The organism is Campylobacter concisus, assembly GCF_003048985.1.
Taxonomy (GTDB): Bacteria; Campylobacterota; Campylobacteria; order Campylobacterales; family Campylobacteraceae; genus Campylobacter_A; species Campylobacter_A concisus_AY.
Window position 1 is genome coordinate 73,217 of sequence record NZ_PIRS01000006.1, and the last position, 18,367, is coordinate 91,583.

Annotated in this window: 16 protein-coding genes and 2 pseudogenes; 11 read left to right on the plus strand and 7 right to left on the minus strand. The window is 35.7% G+C overall.

Translation table 11 applies throughout. The features are described from left to right. Nucleotides 1-266 precede the first annotated feature (266 nt). From CVS91_RS10195 to CVS91_RS05370, 4 genes are all read left to right on the plus strand, one after another. The gene (locus tag CVS91_RS10195) at nucleotides 267-434 is read left to right on the plus strand and encodes a hypothetical protein (RefSeq protein WP_159071398.1); all 168 of its coding nucleotides are present in this window, start codon (nucleotides 267-269) and stop codon (nucleotides 432-434) included. 9 nt (nucleotides 435-443) lie between these two features. Continuing rightward, nucleotides 444-1,199 carry a disulfide bond formation protein B gene (locus CVS91_RS05360; protein WP_103610936.1) on the plus strand — a complete coding sequence of 252 codons (756 nt, stop codon included), beginning with the start codon at nucleotides 444-446 and terminating at the stop codon, nucleotides 1,197-1,199. 9 nt (nucleotides 1,200-1,208) lie between these two features. Further along, a complete protein-coding gene (locus CVS91_RS05365; RefSeq protein ID WP_107830827.1) occupies nucleotides 1,209-2,093 on the plus strand; it encodes a hypothetical protein in 885 nt (294 codons plus the stop codon). Nucleotides 2,094-2,575: 482 nt separating this feature from the next. Then, nucleotides 2,576-4,195: an AAA family ATPase gene (locus tag CVS91_RS05370; protein WP_107830829.1), complete on the plus strand. Its 1,620-nt coding sequence runs from the start codon at nucleotides 2,576-2,578 to the stop codon at nucleotides 4,193-4,195. Nucleotides 4,196-4,391: 196 nt separating this feature from the next. On the opposite strand, the gene nrfD is transcribed toward CVS91_RS05370, so the two are convergent. Genes nrfD through CVS91_RS05400 form a run of 6 tightly spaced genes read right to left on the minus strand, consistent with a single transcriptional unit; the run spans nucleotide 4,392 to nucleotide 10,427 of the window. Beyond that, a complete protein-coding gene (nrfD, locus tag CVS91_RS05375; RefSeq protein ID WP_107830831.1) occupies nucleotides 4,392-5,276 on the minus strand; it encodes an NrfD/PsrC family molybdoenzyme membrane anchor subunit in 885 nt (294 codons plus the stop codon). Between the two features lie 10 nt (nucleotides 5,277-5,286). Continuing rightward, nucleotides 5,287-5,925, minus strand: a complete 639-nt coding sequence (locus CVS91_RS05380; RefSeq protein WP_107830833.1) for a molecular chaperone — start codon at nucleotides 5,923-5,925, stop codon at nucleotides 5,287-5,289. Between the two features lie 10 nt (nucleotides 5,926-5,935). Beyond that, the gene (locus tag CVS91_RS05385; RefSeq protein WP_107830835.1) at nucleotides 5,936-6,487 is read right to left on the minus strand and encodes a 4Fe-4S dicluster domain-containing protein; all 552 of its coding nucleotides are present in this window, start codon (nucleotides 6,485-6,487) and stop codon (nucleotides 5,936-5,938) included. 11 nt (nucleotides 6,488-6,498) lie between these two features. After that, nucleotides 6,499-8,790: a molybdopterin-dependent oxidoreductase gene (locus tag CVS91_RS05390; RefSeq protein ID WP_107830837.1), complete on the minus strand. Its 2,292-nt coding sequence runs from the start codon at nucleotides 8,788-8,790 to the stop codon at nucleotides 6,499-6,501. Nucleotides 8,791-8,812: 22 nt separating this feature from the next. Then, the gene (locus CVS91_RS05395; RefSeq protein WP_107830839.1) at nucleotides 8,813-9,706 is read right to left on the minus strand and encodes a hypothetical protein; all 894 of its coding nucleotides are present in this window, start codon (nucleotides 9,704-9,706) and stop codon (nucleotides 8,813-8,815) included. Between the two features lie 10 nt (nucleotides 9,707-9,716). Then, nucleotides 9,717-10,427 carry a disulfide bond formation protein B gene (locus CVS91_RS05400; RefSeq protein WP_107830841.1) on the minus strand — a complete coding sequence of 237 codons (711 nt, stop codon included), beginning with the start codon at nucleotides 10,425-10,427 and terminating at the stop codon, nucleotides 9,717-9,719. Between the two features lie 473 nt (nucleotides 10,428-10,900). On the opposite strand from CVS91_RS05400, the gene CVS91_RS05405 reads away from it, so the two are divergent. Next, on the plus strand, nucleotides 10,901-12,049 hold the full coding sequence (locus tag CVS91_RS05405) for a hypothetical protein (RefSeq protein WP_103606651.1): 1,149 nt from the start codon (nucleotides 10,901-10,903) through the stop codon (nucleotides 12,047-12,049). A 2-nt stretch (nucleotides 12,050-12,051) separates the two neighbouring features. Here CVS91_RS05405 and CVS91_RS05410 read toward each other — a convergent pair whose 3' ends face one another. After that, the gene (locus tag CVS91_RS05410) at nucleotides 12,052-12,648 is read right to left on the minus strand and encodes an effector protein (protein ID WP_103606652.1); all 597 of its coding nucleotides are present in this window, start codon (nucleotides 12,646-12,648) and stop codon (nucleotides 12,052-12,054) included. Between the two features lie 346 nt (nucleotides 12,649-12,994). Between CVS91_RS05410 and CVS91_RS05420 the strand changes: the two are divergent. From CVS91_RS05420 to CVS91_RS05445, 6 genes and pseudogenes are all read left to right on the plus strand, one after another. Then, a pseudogene (locus CVS91_RS05420) lies at nucleotides 12,995-13,473 on the plus strand (DUF4391 domain-containing protein). A gap of 181 nt (nucleotides 13,474-13,654) precedes the next feature. Continuing rightward, a pseudogene (locus tag CVS91_RS10475) lies at nucleotides 13,655-13,917 on the plus strand (hypothetical protein). Between the two features lie 669 nt (nucleotides 13,918-14,586). After that, entirely contained in the window at nucleotides 14,587-14,889 is a 303-nt protein-coding gene (locus CVS91_RS05430; protein WP_107830842.1) for a hypothetical protein, read from the plus strand. Beyond that, nucleotides 14,867-15,412 carry a hypothetical protein gene (locus CVS91_RS05435; protein ID WP_107830844.1) on the plus strand — a complete coding sequence of 182 codons (546 nt, stop codon included), beginning with the start codon at nucleotides 14,867-14,869 and terminating at the stop codon, nucleotides 15,410-15,412. Before CVS91_RS05430 ends, CVS91_RS05435 begins: the two co-directional genes overlap by 23 nt. Nucleotides 15,413-15,564: 152 nt before the next feature. Continuing rightward, a complete protein-coding gene (gene mobC, locus CVS91_RS05440; RefSeq protein ID WP_107830846.1) occupies nucleotides 15,565-15,927 on the plus strand; it encodes a plasmid mobilization relaxosome protein MobC in 363 nt (120 codons plus the stop codon). Next, nucleotides 15,917-18,367, plus strand: coding sequence for an aminotransferase (locus tag CVS91_RS05445; protein WP_107830848.1), 2,451 nt, complete (start codon nucleotides 15,917-15,919; stop codon nucleotides 18,365-18,367). The genes mobC and CVS91_RS05445 overlap by 11 nt, the downstream gene beginning before the upstream one ends.

The following is an 18,367-nucleotide window of genomic DNA, read 5'->3' on the forward strand; positions in this document are numbered from 1 at the left end:
TTAGCTATGACTTCGTCTTACTGCTTATAAAACCTCTTTATTAATTTCAATTACACAAACCTACAAGAGCAAAATCAAATTAACACTCCTGAAATAAGTTTAAAATAAGCTTTAATATAAAAAAATTATTAGTAATATATATTTTAATAGCATAAAAATATAATAAAAAATATATTTATACTTGTAAAAATATAATTTTTAATGTATATTTAATAAATAAAAACCTAATATTTTACGATATTAAATTTCAAAACGAAGGAGAAAACATGGAATTTCTTATGGTTTCGATGTTTTTCGTCACGAGTCTTTTTCTGTGGTTTAGACCTGAGAAAAAGCGCGCGGTTATGGGCTTTGGTATCGCGGGTATCGCGATACTCGTCATTATGATGGCGTGGGTGAATAAATTCGCCGTCGTGCCGATGGGAAATTTTTAGGAGCGAGCGATGGAAAGTATACAAGATAAAATATCCCAAAACTCTGCTCGTAGCTCCGAAATTTCTGCAGGTTGGGGCGAAGATGAGAAGCTATTTTTCAACCTTTTTGCCCTCGCTGCCCTCGCTCTCATCGCTTTGCCCGTAGGTATCGCATGCCTTGTTTTGGGCTTTGGTATGGGCGATAGTCCTTGCATCATGTGCTGGCACGAGAGATTTTGCATGGTAGCGATCTCGTTTATGGCGCTAGTTATCGTTAGATACGGCTTTAAGGTCAAATACCTCGCTGCAATCCTCTTTTTAGCGTGCCTTGGGCTTTACGACGGCTTTTTGCATTACAGCCTAGACGGCACGGGCGGAGGATACCTCGACATAAAGCAGGGCTTCGGGCTCGAAATTTTAGGCGCACACACGCAGTTTTGGGTCGTAGTGGTGCATTTTTGCGTCATTATATTTTTGGGCGTGATTTTACTGCTAGGCAAAAACGTAGGTAAAATAATACAAAAAAGCGAAGAGGGCGCATACGGCGCGGTTTTACCCAAATTTGCGCTAGGCAAAGTTGCAGTTGCGGCCTTTGCGATCATTATGGCTTTTAACTGCGTGCAGGCCTTTATCACCGCAGGCCCGCCGCCCTATCTAGCCTCCGCGACGCCTTCGCGCATGAGCATCGATCCGTCAAAGTGGTTTTGGGAGCTTGATCACTGGGATGAACATGAGATAGATTTTCGCGAAAGCTGGAATCCAAAACTACCAAATTTACCAAAGTAAGGATATGTAATGAAAATTTTAAATTTAATAACACTTTGCACTTGCTTGGCGTTTGGTGGAGAGTTTGATCTAAATGCAACAAATGGTGCAGTTACAAATCTAACTCCTTTAAAAAAAGCTGGACAAATAGAGCTAAAACTAAATAATAGCAATCCAGTTACAGGTCTTGACTATGATGAGGAGAGCAAAAGTTTTTTGGTTGGCACTCTAAAATTTGAGCTTTACTCTATGGATGAAAATTTAGATCAGATAAAAAGCTATCTAAGAAGCACGCCTGATTGGATCATACAGATGGAAGATACGGTTGGTGCAAGCTTTTTTAAAGGTTCTCTTGGGCTGATTAGCTACAACAAAACGTATGAATTTTTCAAATTTATACCAGATCAAAGTAAGGATGATGCAAATAAGGCGTGGAGATATTTGCATGATGGCTATGATAAATTTAGTCTTGATTTTAAGGACAGATACTACACAGTTCGCGCAAAACAGCAGTATATTCTCTCTTGGGATCACTCTGACTTCTACGGCGAATTTTTTATAGCAAGCGTGCCAGATGACATAAAGCAAAGTTGGAGTATTGCTAGTTTTAGTGATAGCGATAACCTTTTGTCTACAGAATTTATTCCGAGCTTTGATGAGAGTCTTGGCGTAAAAGAGGGCAGAGAGATAAATGACTACTATGTCACGGGTATGGATGCGCAAGGCGAGTTTGTTTATCTGCTCTCAAAGCAATACTCAAGCATCCTAAAGCTCGATCCACGTAGCAGAAAGATCGTGGAGGTTTATAGCTTTGAAGGTACGAGCGATGCCCATGCGCTCGCTATTAAAGAGGACAAATTCTACGTCGCATCCAGAGAGAACGGCGTGAATAAAATTTTTATTTTCGAGAGATAAAATTTAAGCCGTCTTTTGGGCGGCTTATTTTAAAAATAATCTAAAACATAGTATTTAATCCCTCGCTCATTGTCGAACTGATATCTGCCAAATAATTTTTACCAAGTTGCTTAAAGTCCATTTTGTTATAATGTTATTACCAAAAGTAGCAAAAATGAAAGAGTAAATTCTAAAACTGCCAGCATATTCTACACCGACGAAAGCAGGTAAGGTAGCCTAGGCACTAAATGCATACAAAATAGAGGTCAGAAAGGCTATAAAAGCAAGAGTAAAATAGACTCATCAAAAAGGCATCGGCACTCGGCATCATAAATTTAGCAGACTCCGCGAAGCCTGATCGCTGGTGAAGATTCTCTGGACGCAGGTTGCCATGGAGCCAGACGGAGCAGTGTAATATGTGGTAAGCTATTTTTCGGGGAAGAATTGGTGTAAATTTTGAGCAATTTTGTGAATAATTAATATCTTCTTAAAATGGACTGAATATGAAAATATCAAAGGTAAATATAAAAGATTTTAAAAGATTTAAGGATCTAACTTTAGATTTATGCAATAAGCCAGCGAAAATAATCGCATTGGTTGGTACTAATGGATGCGGTAAAAGTAGTGTTTTGGATGCTTTTATTGCATGCGGAGGAAGTTATGGTGGGAACATTGGGAGCGGTAGTATACCGGAAATATTCTATAGAACAGACAATAAGAATGCGTTTCAATTAATATCGATTGAATATTTAGATGATGAGGGCAATATCATTAACAATAGCAGATTATATAGTGATCATGATTTCTATAAGAATAATAGGAAAATTATTTTTTCATTCAGAAGTCCGTATCGTTACAACACTAGTTTGAATATTAGCGAGATTAGAGCAGTAGATCCTATTGAAAACAATTCCGATGGAGCAAGCTGTTCATTAAATTTAGACAGCAAGGTAGAGGATAATTATAGAAGATTATTGGGATTTTATAACCAAATTATGGAAAGAGAAGATATTAAGCCATCTGAAGCTAAGATTAAAGTCATAGGCTTATTAAATCAATCTATAAAAAACTGTTTAGATTTAGAAATTGTTAGTTTGGGAAATGTGGCACAAAATAACGGTACGCTAAATTTTAAAAAATCAGATTCAGATATAACATTCTCATTTGATAGTCTCTCTGCCGGAGAAAAGGAAGTTGTTGATATTTTATTAGATTTATTTTTAAGAAGAGAGAAATATAAAAACTCTATCTTTCTATTAGATGAGCCTGAGTTACATATTAATACATCGATTCAAAAAAAATTAATGATTGAGATAGAAAAACTAATAGGCGATGAAGGGCAAATTTGGATCGCGACTCACAGTATCGGTTTTTTACGGGCATTTCAAGAAGAGCTATCTGGGAAATGTCAAGTTATTCAATTTGAAGATAATATGAAATTTGCTTCAGAAGCTATAACATTGACCCCTGTTGCAAATAATAGAACAACATGGAAATCTATTTTCAGTACAGCTCTAGATGACTTAACTGGATTAATAGCTCCTAATAGAATTATTTATTGCGAAGGGCGAGATGAACCTAGAGGGGATGGCTCTGAAAGAGGGCTTGACGCTCAAGTTTTAAATAATATTTTTAATGCAGAGTATCCAGATACTGTTTTCGTCTCTAGCGGTGGAAATACAGAGTTGGATCAAAGAAGCAGCATTGCATTAGCGATATTAGGCAAGGTGTTTCCCAATATGGAAATTTGGGTTTTTAAAGATAGAGATATGGCATCAGGAAAGCTAGTATCAGAAAAAGAGAGACAAGAGTATTTAGCTAATCAGAATGAAAGATTTAGAGTAATGAAAAGGTGGGAAATCGAAAACTACCTATTTGATGAAGAGGTGTTGAGAAAATATTGTGCAGTAAATCAAAAAAACTTTGATGAAGTTAAATACAAACAAAATTTTACAGATTTAATAAACTCAGATGTTAAATCACAATTTTCGCTGATCAAAAGTATTTGCTCAATTTCAACTCATATAAATCCCGAGAATTTTAAAATAAATTTATCAAAGCTAGTGGCTTCAGATATGAATATTTATCAAGAATTAAAGTCTTGTATATTTGATAGAAAATAGCTATTTAACGAGCTATGATGTCTGCTACCAAATTTAATATCATAATCTATCAAATGTGGTTAAATTTTACCCACAATATTTAAAGTCAAGAATTATGCAATGTTGTGTCTCTTTTGGTGGTCTATCGAAAAAAACACAATTTAAAGTTAAAATTTAAAGGTCGGACTTTCATCCGACCAGTATCAGGAAGGAGGAGTTAAAATATATAAACCGCGCCGAGAACGATAAATGCTCTTAGGCAAAAACCGCCGACTAAAACACCATACTCATTATATACACAGCTTTTGATGCCTTCGCTACATCCGCATACTGCTCCATCTTTTGTCACGCCACATCTTTGTAGCATAAATTTACTGCCGCCAATTAATGGCAGTGCAAGACCAAGCACTATAAAGCCTATCCAAAACATCGGTGCTAGAGAGCCTGATACTATTTTGGTTATGCTAGCCATGCCAGCAGCTTCGTTTCTAACGCTTGCAAATAGCATCAAGAGGGCAAAAATTTCAAGTGCCACCAAAATAGTGTGAAATTTATGCGACTCGTGGCTCAAAATGCCGCCACCACTTAGCACAGATATAGCGTTTGCGCTAAGACCTGTTGATATGGCTGAAATAGTAAATAGTATCGGTAGCCATATGCTTGCCCATAGTGGGATCGCTTTTACAACATACAAAAGTAGTCCAGTATAACCCATCACTCCAATTGCAAGTAGCGAGCCAAAACTAAGCATCATATCGCAAATTTTGCCACCTTTTTTAACTTGTAAAAGCACGAGCACGCTAACTATTATGAAAAATGTTAGAAGATATGTGCCGATACTCATTATAGAAACTGGTCTTGTGTAAAGACCTATGATCTTAGCTGGATTGATCGCCGCACTTGGTGCTAGGTCAAATAGCAAAAGTACAGTTCCAACTATGACCGCTACTGGCGCTAGCAAAAATCCAAATTTGTAAAATTTCTCATCGAGCTTGCCCAAAAAGCCTTTATAGGCTAAAGCCGAGCACAAAAATGCCCCAGCACCTAAACCGCCCAAAAACAGATATATGACTATGAGCCATCCCCAAGTTGTTTGTTCCATTATCTATCCTTTAACTCTTAAAAGTTAGAAGAGCTCTTGACTGCTCTATCTCGTTTTCAAGATATAAATTTAAAAAATCAGCAAAGCTCACATAGGCTTCTAAATTTGTAGCCTCCTTACAGCGAGAACTAAATTTATAAAACCACTCAAACGGATGAGTGCGGATGAAGTCATATTTTTTACGTAAAATTTCATCCATTTTCTCTTTTTCGTCTGCCTGTAAGGCATTGAAGCTTAGAAAGTAAAGGTATTGCAGCTCGTATCCTATGAAATCATCTGGAAATTTATCAAACTGCTCTTTACTAAGCTTTAGTCCAGAGCTTTTATAAAAGCCACGCACCTGCATAGTCTTTTCGCCAAACATCGTTTTATAATCAAAATAAACCGACTCGTATGGCTCAGCTTTTGGGTGTCTTGGCCCTACAAATAGCCTATTAAATTCATATCTTAGCTCGTCTAGCAAATTTAGATCATCTTTACACTTATTTAGCCAAAGTATGAAGTCATGATTTTTAAATTTATCACTAAAATTAAGGCTTATGCTTATGAGCTCATCTAAATTTTGCTCTCTAAGCTCTACTAAGAAAAATCGCCTTAAAAAGTCTTCAACACTAAGGCTAACGCTAAGCTTTTCTTTGACCTTATCCATCTTTTACTCTTTAGTGTATGAAATCATTTCGCTTCATTCTTGGATAAAAGCGGATATTTGGCTTGGTAAAGAAGTGTTTAAAGCCTGGCATCTCTTTTTGCATACCAGCGCTGTCGCTAACGTTGCTATCAACTAGTTTTAGTACTCCACACGGACAGCCTGCTACGCAAGCTGGCTCTTCGCCACGCTCAAGTTTTTCAGCGCAGAGATTGCACTTTTGAGCTTTACCGTCTTTACCTTTTGTGATAGAGCCATAAGGGCAAGCCATCAAGCAGTATCCACAGCCTATACACTTATCATGAAGTGGCTGTACGACACCATTTTCTAGCTTGATATATGCTCCAACTGGGCAGACATCCATACAGGCTGGCTCGTCGCAGTGGTGGCAAGAGTGAGTTATAAAGATCTCTTTTTCTATGCCATCTTCATGTATCATAAGGCCATCAACATGTCTCCAGTTGATGTCTGGATCTTGGTTGTGATAGACTTGACATGAAATTTCGCAAGCCTTGCAGCCTATACAAAAGTTATAATCAAATAAAAAACCTTGTTTTCTTTTCATCTTAGACCCCTTTACATCTCTTGTTTAGCTGCTTTTTTTACTTCACAAAAGCTAGCTGTATAAGTTGAGCCATTTCCTAGATCGCTAACGCCGTCAGAGCAAAGTATATTTGCTCCAGTTCTTGATTTTGTCACTTTTACCCAGATGTTGTTCCACGCATAGACTATGCCTGGGTTCATTTGATTTGTCTCGACTGCTGTAAAGACGGCTGTACCTTTTTCGTTTGTTGCCTCAACTGTATCTCCGTTTTTGATACCGCGTGCTTCCATGTCTTCACGTGTCATAAATAGCTCAGCATTGCCTTTAACGATAACCCTTTTTAAGATATAAGGCATATTGCCCCAGTTTGAGTTATCTTGGAGCTGAGTACCTGGCGTCATGAAATAAAGCGGATATTTTTTGAGATAGTCTTTTCCAAATTTATTGCTCTTTTCATAGTAGTCCCAGTCAGTTTCAAGGTCTATTACCGGATGATATCCTGCGTCTTTAAAGGTTTGTGAGTAAAGCTCGCATTTTCCACTCTTTGTGCCAAAAACTAGTTTGTCTTTTGGTGCATAAGGGTAGTATGGGAACTGATCCTTCATCGTTTCAGGTGTTCTAAATGGTTTGATCCAGCCGACTGATTTTAGTTTTTCATAGGTGATGTTTTGTTTTTTGGCAAATTCTGTATCCAAAAAGCGTCTGCAAACCGTTTCACTATCCCAGTTAAAGCACTCTTCTGTATAGCCCATCGCTTTTGCAAGAGCGTTAAAGAACTCTAAATTTGTCTTAGCTTCACCAAGAGGTTTTACACTTTGAGCGTTGTAGCAGACGTATCCAGAAATTTGGTCGTTTTGGATATCCTCACTCTCCATAAATGTAACACCAGGTAGAACATAGTCAGCATAGTCACAGGTATCTGTTTCGTAAGGATCAATTACAACCAAAAAGAAGTCATCGTCCATTACACGCTTTTTGATCAAATTTGTATTTGGTGCGGTTACCATTAAATTTGAGTTGTAGTTGATGCATGCTCTAATGACTGTGTTTATAGGCTTGTCAAGATATGTTGGATTTTCTTTTTGTATGCCTTTACCAAATTCTATATAGCTTACTTGCTGCCTTTCTATCTTTTTGCCATCTTTATCTTTTGGAGAGAGATCTGGCATGCAGTTGTCGAAATTAAAGCAGCCTTTTACATGCACATATGCCCAAAATAGTCCGCCACCAAGCTTTGTCAAGGCGCCAGTTAAAACTGGTAAAAATGTAACCGCACGAACAAGTCTTGCTCCGTTAAAGTGTCTTTGTCCGCCGTCGCCGTGCATGATAGCTGGTGCTTTTGCGTGGGCGTACTCTCTAGCAAAAACTTTGATCTGATCCACACTTGCTCCGCACATCTCAGATAGTTCGCCATAGGTGTAGAGTGAGCACTCGTGCACTAGATCTTCAAAGCCTGTTGTGTATTTTTCCACAAATTCATGATCATATAGATCTTCTTCTATTAAAAATTTACAGACCGCTAGACAAAATGCAGGGTCGCTAGATGGTTTTAGCTGGATAAACATATCAGCTTGGTTTGCTAGAGGAATTCTTATCGTATTTATAACGATGATCTTTCCGTCTCTTTTTTTAACACGGTGAGCAAATCTTATCCAGTGTACGGCCGTATAAGCTTCGTTTGATCCCCAGCTAATGTACATATCGCTCTCATCGATCTCAAGTGCATCTTTTGAGAAGTCAGTACCTATAACGCTAGGAGTGCCCGCGTATCTTGGCCAGTCACAAGGGTTTCTAACAAGTCTTGTGGCTCCATATTTTTCAAAGAAATTTCCTGGTGCGATAGTTTTTGAGATATGTCCTTCATTGCCAGAGTAGACAAACTCGGTCAAGGCTTCGCCGCCAAATTTCTCTTTTATCTCAGTTAGCTTTGCAGCTATCTCTTTTAAGGCTTGATCCCAGCTTATCTTCTCCCATTTCCCTTCGCCTTTTTTACCGACTCTTTTCATAGGGTGCATGATGCGGTCAGCGTTATATAGGTGCATGGCATAGGTGTGACCCTTGACGCAGACTGTGCCTTGCGTTAGTGGGTGCTTTGGATCTCCTTTTATGCTTACCATTTTGCCGTCTTTGATCTCAGCGATCATCGAACAGGCATCGCGGCAGTTTCTAGGACAGGTTAGGTAGTGGTACTCTACATTTTCCTCGTTCTTATAGGATTTTGGGTTAAAATCCACCTCAAATTGCTCCATACCAAATAGGCTAGGAGCTGTTCCAGCTGCTGCTAGAGCTGCTCCGGTGCCTTTTAGGAAAGAACGTCTTTGCATGTTTTCTCCTTAAATTTGATAGCTATTTCATCTCAAAGATAAAAACTTTATTCTTTTTGCCTTCTCGTGAGAAGATGTAAAATTTATTATCTTTGATTGCTAATGCTCTTGGGTTATTTACCCCACTAAAACTAAATGCCTCATCTATCTCTTTGGTGGTTAAATTTAACTTTAAAATAGTTGAGAAATTTTTGCTTAAAAGATATAGCGCATCAGGCTCTACATCAACACCAGTAATGTAGTAATTGTTTAAATTTCTACCTTCTTTTAGCTCTAAATTTGCTCCAGCTTTTGGCATAAATTCTTCTAAGATCATCTTGTCATCACCATCAAATATAGCCACACTCCAGTAGTCTCTAACGTCATTTGGCACGCTAGCTGTGAAAAATTTATTCTCACTTTCTAAGTAGTCCCAGCCTAAGATGTACTGCTGTTTTGATCTAATGGTAGAAAATCTACCCTTGTTACCAAGGTCATTTAGCTTCCACGCGTCATATCCAGCCAATAGGTGCCTCCACTGGCTATTTTGCTCATCTTTACTAAGGTTGCTAGCTGGCTCATAAAAGACAAAAGTTTTGTTGTAACTTATCATGCCAAGCTCTTTTTTATACCAAGTAGCCCCGACTGTTGCCTCCATCTCCATTATAAAATGACGGTCGTGTTTGGCGTAGCTAACCGGCTTTAAATTTTCATCTGCGATGTAAAATTCGTTGTCGTTTGAGACAAGAGCGAACTGCTTTTTGCTCTCATCGTAGTCAGCTCCAGTTATTGCATTATCATTTTGCAAATTTAGAGTGAGCGTATCTTTAAGGCCTAGCTCCTTTACGTTTTGGATCGCTCCATTTTTACTATCCATGTCAAAGTTAAACCCAAAAGCAAGGCTTGCCAATGCGACAAAAAATATTAGCTTTTTCATCTTTTACTCCTTACTTTGCTAGGTCTGGAAGCTCAGGGTTCCAGTCAAATCTAAAATCAAGCGAGCTATCCCAGTGGTCTTTCTCCCAGAACCATTTTGAAGGATCGATACTCATTCTTGGTGGTGTGCTAGATCCTAGATATGGCGGTGGACCAGAAGCTATAAAGGCTTGAACGCAGTTTGCAAGGATGATCACGATAAAGACTAAATTTGCAAATTTGCCAAGTGGTAAGTAGCTTAGAAAGTTGCCATATTCGCCATTTGAGCTTTTTTGCATGATAAGGCCTAAGTTTTTGCTAAACAAAAATATAAGAGCCAAAAATATGATCACACAAAAATCAACAACCATAACCCAAAACTGAGTGTGGGCACCTAAAATTTCAAGACCAAAACCTTGTTTGATGTCAAGATAGCCGCCAAATGTTCCATCTAGGCTGTAGTGGATAAAGCCGTTAAATATGCCCCAGCAAGCCATTAGTAAAAGTGCTGCTAGATAGCTAGGCTTTAGTCCGTACCTGATGATGAAAAGCGCTATTAGGCTGATAGCTATCATCGTGATCCTCTCGGCCCAGCACATTACGCAAGGGTTATCACCTAGCCCAAAGCCAAGTACTAAACAGGCGATACCAACTGGAAGTGCCACAAGAGCAGTGATGGCCAGTGACATAAGGTTGAAAAAGCCTTGTTCGTTTGCTGGGATTTCGTTTTGTTTTGTTTGCATCTTGCCCTCCTAAAAGTTGCCTATTGGCAAGACTACCCATAAATTTACGTAAAATTCTAGTGCAACTAGTATTACGCACCCCAAAGCCATACAGGACGTTGCTATTTTCTTCATTTGTGGCTTTATGTATAAGATAAGCCCACTAATCAGAAATAGCGTCAAAATTAGAAATTCCATTTTGAGCTCCCAATTTGTAAATTTTCAACTACAAGCATGCTTATCTGAGAAAAATAATATAACTATATTTATTAAATTTAGTTTAAAAAATATATTTTTATAGCTAATTTTTATTTTATATAATTGAATTTTGTAAATAAAAATATATTTATACAAAAATATTTTATATAATTAAGCTATATTTAATTAAATTAATATTAATTTTTACAAAATTATTTTTATTAGTTAGCTTGTAAATTCAAATTAGCTTAAAGAATAGTTATGTAATATTTTTGCAAAGGTAAAAAGGGGTAGTAATGGAAAATATATTTTTAGAATCATACGATGTTTTTAAGGTATGTAAATCCCCAAGCAAATTAAAAATTTATGATGAATTTTTGCAAAATAACAAAAGGTACTCTATAACGCGTTGCTATTACGTCATTGTAGTGGATAATACCTTTTTAACCTACTCACATCTAATGGTCTATGAGCAACTGCTCTATCTTTTATACTCACAAAACAAACTAAAAAATGGCGACTTTTCGCTCACTCTTAAAAAAGCAGAGCTTGCTAAGAAATTTAAAACAGACATCACAAAAAGTGCCACAGATACGATAAAGTGCTTTTATGATATGCAGGATGTGAAAATTTCGATCTTTGTAAAAGATAAGATCGAAAAGCAGATGAATATCATCGAATTTATAGATGCAGATCAGACTGAAAAATATGGCGAGCTACAAGATGAGATAAATTTGAGGCTAAACCCAGAATTTGTAAAGCTCTACCGATGCATCTATCTTGATAAGATCGAGTATTTAAACAGCTTTGACATAGAGCAAGGTAGCTTCATAAGATACTTCATGCAGCACGAGCTAGATGGTGGCGTAAGAAGCTCAGCTATAATCGATAAAATGGGCGTTTTAAACTATTTGTCTTTTGCTTATAAGAAGCGCTTTGAGCAAGAGGTGGCAAATGTTAGCTTTTATTATAAAAATGAAAAGTACGAGATAAAAGATGGCTTTGTAGTAGTCACAAATCACGAAAATAGAGTGATGGATAATCAAAATGCCTCTATTGAGCTCTTTGGTCTTATATATGAACAGATCACAAAAAATTGCACTAAAAACATCTTACTAAATGATGCAAATTTGCAAAATTATTATGCGAGGTTTGGTAAATTTGAAACAAATCAAACTATCTTTAAAATTTTTAGCAACATGGAGCTCATGTTAAATCACTCAATGCAAAAAGAAAATGCCAAAATTTCTTTCTTCTCTCACTTTTTTGAAAGCATAGTTTGTAAAAGAGATGCTGAGCTTGAAATTTTGATCGAACTAAATCAAAAAGGCTTTGAGTATATCATCTCGCGAAGTGCAAATTTAGACTTTTATAACGTTGAGTCAGCTGACTACGGACTTACTTCATATCCAGCTAGCTCTTGTGCGGTAGGTGGAAATTTCTAAATTCAGTTGATTTTAGCTTTTAGTTTGGCGATAACCTCGTCAAGCTTCCCGCTATCTTGAGCGTTTTTTAGGCATTCGTTTATCTCGGTCATCTTTTTTGTAAATTCGTTTTTTATAATGTCAGCCACAAAGTCCTCGCTGCTAGTCTCGTCCAAGATAGGATACATGTCTCGCCAGATATCTTTGATCCACCAGCCGCATTTTGATATGCAAGGAAACTCTTTAAGCTCGCCAAGCTTTAGGCTCATCATAACCTCATCAGAGCATTTGATATCGTCTGTGACAAAGTCTTTATGTGCGCTATCAAAGCTCGTAAACATGCGGTAGCCAAGGCTTGATACGTTGTTTTCAGAGCAAATTCTAAACTGAAAAATATTATCTTGATAGTCTAAATTCGATATGCAAATTTGATGTTTTTGGGTGAAATTTGGAAATGAGTTAAACCTTTTATCATCTATGTCTAGCTGCCAGTTTGAGCCACTATCGCTATTTAAAAACTCTTTAAAGCTTAGTTGTACAAATTCTTTATAGCTCATCTCATCAGCTTCGAAAAAGTCATAGTTACTACTGTTTTTTTCTTTAAAATCTTTAAATTTCATATTGTTTCCCATTAAATATCATCTCTAACTTATCCAAAAAGATATTTCACTATTCTATGATAATTTATCTTATTGATCTTTAAAATTTTAATCAGGCTTTCTAAAACTTATTCTATATTCTTTATCCTTTTTTGAGTGTTATAACGACCTTTGAGTCTATTTTAGTGTATTAGAAACCACAAGATTTATTAGTTACCTTATAATTAATAAGAGAATTGTTCACTGTGGATAAAAAAGTTAAAATTAATCTTGCTAATATGGATTATAAAACATGTAAGATAGAACTTAGAATTTAGAGATATCGCCTGCTTTAAAGAAAATATTTATAGAGCAAGTAGATAAAATTATTTGGAGCAATAAAATCGCATCTTCAACCACTAACCTTGCAGATGGCAATCTCGTAAAAGAGATCGAAGTCTTTGTGGTATTTTTAAAGAGCCCAAACCTAGATGATGAGCTATTGCGCCACATAGATAGAGTGGTGCCGTACATATAGTTTTTATCTTAGAGTATCAGGGCGGATACAAAGCTTGTATTTGCTATAAAGAGGCCACTATATCTGGAAATATGGCTTTTAAAGTAAATTCTTACTACTATACCGACTGGCAAAACAAGCAAGATTTGCATTTAAAGCTAGAAAGCTTAAATCTTGACACAGCCTACGAAAATTTTATTCGTCAAATAGCTGGCGATAAATTACAAAATTTGATTTTAGGCGAAAGCCTCAAAGAGTCTGTAGCTAGGTTGGAGCAAAAGGAGCTTTTACAAAGGCAAATTTTCGCATTAGAGTCTAAAATTCGCAAAGAAAAGCAGTTGCTCTTATAAATGATGAAAAAGCGACGGCGATTATACAGCATATTACCTATAATGCGCTAGATGAAAAATACGGTACCGCGGTTTTTACGGATCCTACGATAAAAGGTCAGCTTGACAAAAATGCGGTTAAAACAAAAAACATCTTTACGATCATGTCGTGTATGATTCTTCAAATGAGAAGAATTTTGCAATGGAACTAGATACAAGCAAGGACGTTGCCGTTTATGTTAAGCTTCCAAGTGGCTTTTATATAAGCACGCCTGTGGAAAATACAATCCCGACTGGGCGATCGCGTTTTATGAGGGCGATATCAAGCATATTTATTTTGTGGCAGAGGTCAAGGGGTTTATGAACTCTATGCAGCTTCGCCGCGTCGAAGAATCAAAAATCCACTGCGCAAAGGAGTATTTTAAGGCTATAAGTAGTGATAGTGTGGTCTATCGTGGCGGATAGCTACAAATCGCTACTGGATAAAGTTATGAAGTAATATTATCAAAGAGCTATACCATAATTTAGAAGAGCTTTTTGCAACGTACCTAAACCGTTGCTGTCTTGCTCTTCTTTTTTGTATTGAAATATTAACTATAATAGATAAGGTCAAAAAGTTATAGCAATATAAAAGTAATTTCTTTATAAAAATATCTTTGTGTGCGAATCAAATTTTTAACATGACCACTTCAAAGCCTATAAAAATATATGCATTAAGCTATTTATAAGTATTTTTTTGATATGCAAGGTCACATAGTCAACTAATCAACAAACCACTTGGTATATCGCATTCTTCAGACCATAAATCCATATTTCTTCCTTATTAATTGAATAAGTTATCAAATTATCCTATAATTTGCACAATTTGCTTAAAAGCATTTTAGAAATAAAAGGAGGAAAATATGAATAAAAATATTTAAAGGTAGAGATTCAGCCTAAGTATTTAAAAGAGAATCTCTACAATATAGTAATAAGCACACCTATTGTAATCATTCTCTACTTTTAAAATACTTAAATAAAAAACTTCATTAGCACCAACCATATTGAGTTTATTGGGCACACTATAAGTATGCCTATTTGGTGAGATAGTTATCACTATCTTTATAAAAATTTAAAAAATCGAAAGGGAAAAATATGGCTAGTAAAAAAGCACTTTTAAAGGACTTAAAAGTCATTAGAAAAAACAAGAAAAAAGATGAGATTAAACAAGTATGTATTGAAGTCTTGTTTCCAGAAAAAGCAACACTCAAAGAGTGCAAGTTACTAATCGAAAAAAGTTTTAGCGTAAAGCTATCAAACAAGGAGTTTTCCAAATGGAGGAAAGAGTATGAAGAAACAAATGCCAATCAACCCTCTGATGCATGTCATATTATCTTACCCAACGAAGATAATAAAGAATATGAGGAGCTAAGCAATGGCACTAACAATCAAGAGTAGCGATACAGCAGTTGCGGCAAATGCCGTAATTGCTCTACAAGAACATATCGAAATGAGCAATAAGGCTAGTGAAAATATTAGAAATAATATTGAACTTTTTAATCAAGCCGCAGATAGCTTTGATAAAAGCTTTAAAGAAAAAATAGAACTTATAGAGCAAGGAGGTATTGAACTTATAAATGCAACAAAAGAGATTCAAAACAACTTTAAAAATACTCTAAAAGGTGCAGACAAAACTATATCGAAGATCAACTCATCTTTTAGCTCTTTGATGAAGAATATAGTATCTGCATTAATTGCCTTTGTATTTATAGAAGCGATCTTCTTTTTTGGCTACATGTTTTATGATAGCCATAAGACAAATGAAGCCAGATCTGTACTACAAAGCAGTCTAGATAAGGCACTTTATGATGTGTCTAATCTTAAAGGCTTTATCATCCATATCTACAACCAAGATAGCCAAAAAGCTAGCAAAGATTTTACTAAATGGCTAAACACAAATGGTGACAGCAATGTTTGGTAGTAAGCAAATTTTTCTAATAGCAAGACACATACAATGTATGACACTTCGTTTTCATACCTTGTATAATCTTGCTCTGCCGAGGGCTACAATGCGAGATATAAGAAGCGTTAAAACGCTTCATCTCGCTAGCACATTTTATGAAAGGGTATCATATGTCAAAAAATGTCAAGGATAAGGTGCTCTCCGCAAGGATCACTTATCAACAATACGATAAGCTATCTAAAATAGCTCTAGAGTTAGATATGTCAAGATCAGAAATCATTTCCTATCTTATAGATAATGGCACTGTAAATTCTGAATCCATAAAAAAGAAAGGGCTAGATGCATCAATAATTACATATTTTTCTAGACCTTTTAATAACATTAATCAAATAGCAAAGAGACTAAATATAGCTTATAAGACTAGTGATAATATAGATTTAGAAGTGATACTGCAAACACAAGAAGAGTTGTACAAAATTCAATCAGTCCTAACTGAAATTTTAAGCATAATAAGGAGTAACTATGATAGTTAAGATCTCAAAGGGAGAAAAAGGCATAGCTGATTATCTAAAAACTGGCAAGAAAAGAGATTCAAAGCTAACTAGAGATGAAAAAGATGATAGATTGCCACTGGCTGGAAATTTAGATCTTATAGAGATGTCTGAAAAGCACCAGATAAAGAAAAAGAACAAGAAATATAACTACTATCATATATCCTTGTCATTTACTTCAGAGGAGTGGAGCAGACTATATGAAAGTGGCAATATAGATGAGTTTATAATGGACTTTTTGAAACTAACTTTCCCAAATCACGACATAGAGGAGCTACTTTTCTACGTTGAAGCTCATCTGCCTATAATCAAAGAAGAGCCATACATTCCTCGTCCAGAAGGGGCACTAGAAAATAGAACATTAAACAAGAAACATAAAAATGGCGAACCATTAAAAAGAGAGCCTCACATCCATCTAATAGTCTCTTTTGAAAATATAAAATTTACTCATAGCGTAAAAACTGGTGGAGCCATATATACAAAAGGTGCAGCCAAGCAACAAGTAAAAGCTATCATGGCTAAATCAGTAGAGAAATTTAAAAGAGTGGTTAATGACATCTTATCTAACAAGTATGGTTTGAATAATATAGAGCCTTTAAGCATGGATGAAGACCAACTAAAAAAGCAATATGAAAGCTTTAAAAGTGCAGCACAAAAGGTTAAGAAAGGCAAAGAAAAAGATACGCATATGAAGATAGAAACAGATGTGGTGATCGAGCCAAAAGCAAATACAAAAGAGCAAAATATAAGTGTTGAAGAGATACTAGCTGATGCTAAAAATTCTACAGCTGATTATCTATTAAGAATGATAGAAGAAGATGAGAGTTTCAAAAAAGACTACTATGATAGAGCAAAGAGGCTTAACGCAATGGATATAAGAGAATTTTTGCCTATGATCAATGCAAAATTTAACATTACCGCAAAACCTAAAATAGTAAATGACAAATATAAAGTAAGTGTAGATGAGTTTAAGGGAACTTATAATCTAACTGATCTAATGTGTAAGATAGTCTATAATGGCAGAAAAGGAGCATTATTTCATGTAGTTAATGAACTAGAGCAAATGCTTATAGAGCTTCAAGCCAATAAAAATGAGCCAAAGATAACATTGAGTGTGAGCAGTGACTTTGGCGCGCCAAATAAGGACCCAAAAACTCAAGTGCTAAATAACTGGGAAACGATACAAATAGAGCCATACAACCTAAAATCGGTACTTAAAAACTATTCAGCTATATCAGTGGCAAGTTTTAAGGATAAAAATGAAGAAGATAGCAGTATTGATAGCATAACTCCTACACTTATATATGATATAGATAACTCTAAATTTACTGCAAATGATGCTCAAAATTTACTGCAAAGCAAAGAGATAAAAGGCTTCATATACCCAACCACTTATCAAACACCGGATACAAAAGTGGAGAAATTTAAACTCATCATACCCACAACAAAGGCTCCAAGCGTGAATGAATATGATGAATACATAAAAGAGATAACAAGAGAGCTTGGGTTATATAACATAGTAAATAACCAGAGTCTATATCCTAGTAAATTTCACTACACTCCAGTGCCAGGAGCTGAACTTGTAAGCATTAGTGGAAAAACTTTGGATAATACAAGAGCCATTGAAGAGGCTGGCTTAAAAACAGATATTAATAATATGGATATTAAAGCCATATATGAAGATTTACAAAAACTAAGAAGATATGAGCTTAGCCATGAACCAAAAGATAGCAACTTGCATATTAAAAGAGCAAGCTACCAAGCTATTTCATCAAAGATTCCAATAAAAGAGTTAATAGAATACTTTGACGAGAGCACTGTGTTTAAAAAATATAAAAATCATCAAATACTTTCTGGCAAGAGCGGCAGATACCTATACCTACCAGAAGAAAACACAGCCTATTCTTTTAGCCAAAATAGACACTATACTCCATATATCTACATTAGAGATAAATTTTATGAAGCAGCCAGAAAGATAAAAACTGGATTTTATGATGATGATCTCATTCAAAAGCTAAGACTTAAACAAAATGAATATGAAGGCCTAGTAAAATGTATCGATGGCCATTTAGATATAAATAGATACTATTTAGCTTTTATAAATAGAACTGAAAACTTTAAAAAATATCTATCAGATATAGCCAAGATTAACTATAAAGGCTTAATTTATAATATAAAAACATATATGAAAGATTGGCAAGATATGCAAGGCTTTAATAAGCTAAAGGAGTGTTATAAAGCATATAAGATCTCTCTAGCAAATGATCATATATCATTTGGCTCATTAAAAATAACAAAGCAAGAGCTATGTGATCAAGGACTTGATAAGGACTTTGGGGTGAAGCAATCAACACAACAATTAAATGAGATAGAGGGCAAAGAGCAAAATGTAAAATCAGGATATGATGGTTTGGGAAGGTAG

Coding starts and splice junctions, on each gene's coding strand:
- CVS91_RS10195 (WP_159071398.1), top strand. CDS start 267: ATGGAATTTCTTATGGTTTCGATGTTTTTCGTCACGAGTCTTTTTCTG.
- CVS91_RS05360 (WP_103610936.1), top strand. CDS start 444: ATGGAAAGTATACAAGATAAAATATCCCAAAACTCTGCTCGTAGCTCC.
- CVS91_RS05365 (WP_107830827.1), top strand. CDS start 1,209: ATGAAAATTTTAAATTTAATAACACTTTGCACTTGCTTGGCGTTTGGT.
- CVS91_RS05370 (WP_107830829.1), top strand. CDS start 2,576: ATGAAAATATCAAAGGTAAATATAAAAGATTTTAAAAGATTTAAGGAT.
- nrfD (WP_107830831.1), bottom strand. CDS start 5,276: ATGGAACAAACAACTTGGGGATGGCTCATAGTCATATATCTGTTTTTG.
- CVS91_RS05380 (WP_107830833.1), bottom strand. CDS start 5,925: ATGGATAAGGTCAAAGAAAAGCTTAGCGTTAGCCTTAGTGTTGAAGAC.
- CVS91_RS05385 (WP_107830835.1), bottom strand. CDS start 6,487: ATGAAAAGAAAACAAGGTTTTTTATTTGATTATAACTTTTGTATAGGC.
- CVS91_RS05390 (WP_107830837.1), bottom strand. CDS start 8,790: ATGCAAAGACGTTCTTTCCTAAAAGGCACCGGAGCAGCTCTAGCAGCA.
- CVS91_RS05395 (WP_107830839.1), bottom strand. CDS start 9,706: ATGAAAAAGCTAATATTTTTTGTCGCATTGGCAAGCCTTGCTTTTGGG.
- CVS91_RS05400 (WP_107830841.1), bottom strand. CDS start 10,427: ATGCAAACAAAACAAAACGAAATCCCAGCAAACGAACAAGGCTTTTTC.
- CVS91_RS05405 (WP_103606651.1), top strand. CDS start 10,901: ATGGAAAATATATTTTTAGAATCATACGATGTTTTTAAGGTATGTAAA.
- CVS91_RS05410 (WP_103606652.1), bottom strand. CDS start 12,648: ATGAAATTTAAAGATTTTAAAGAAAAAAACAGTAGTAACTATGACTTT.
- CVS91_RS05430 (WP_107830842.1), top strand. CDS start 14,587: ATGGCTAGTAAAAAAGCACTTTTAAAGGACTTAAAAGTCATTAGAAAA.
- CVS91_RS05435 (WP_107830844.1), top strand. CDS start 14,867: ATGGCACTAACAATCAAGAGTAGCGATACAGCAGTTGCGGCAAATGCC.
- mobC (WP_107830846.1), top strand. CDS start 15,565: ATGTCAAAAAATGTCAAGGATAAGGTGCTCTCCGCAAGGATCACTTAT.
- CVS91_RS05445 (WP_107830848.1), top strand. CDS start 15,917: ATGATAGTTAAGATCTCAAAGGGAGAAAAAGGCATAGCTGATTATCTA.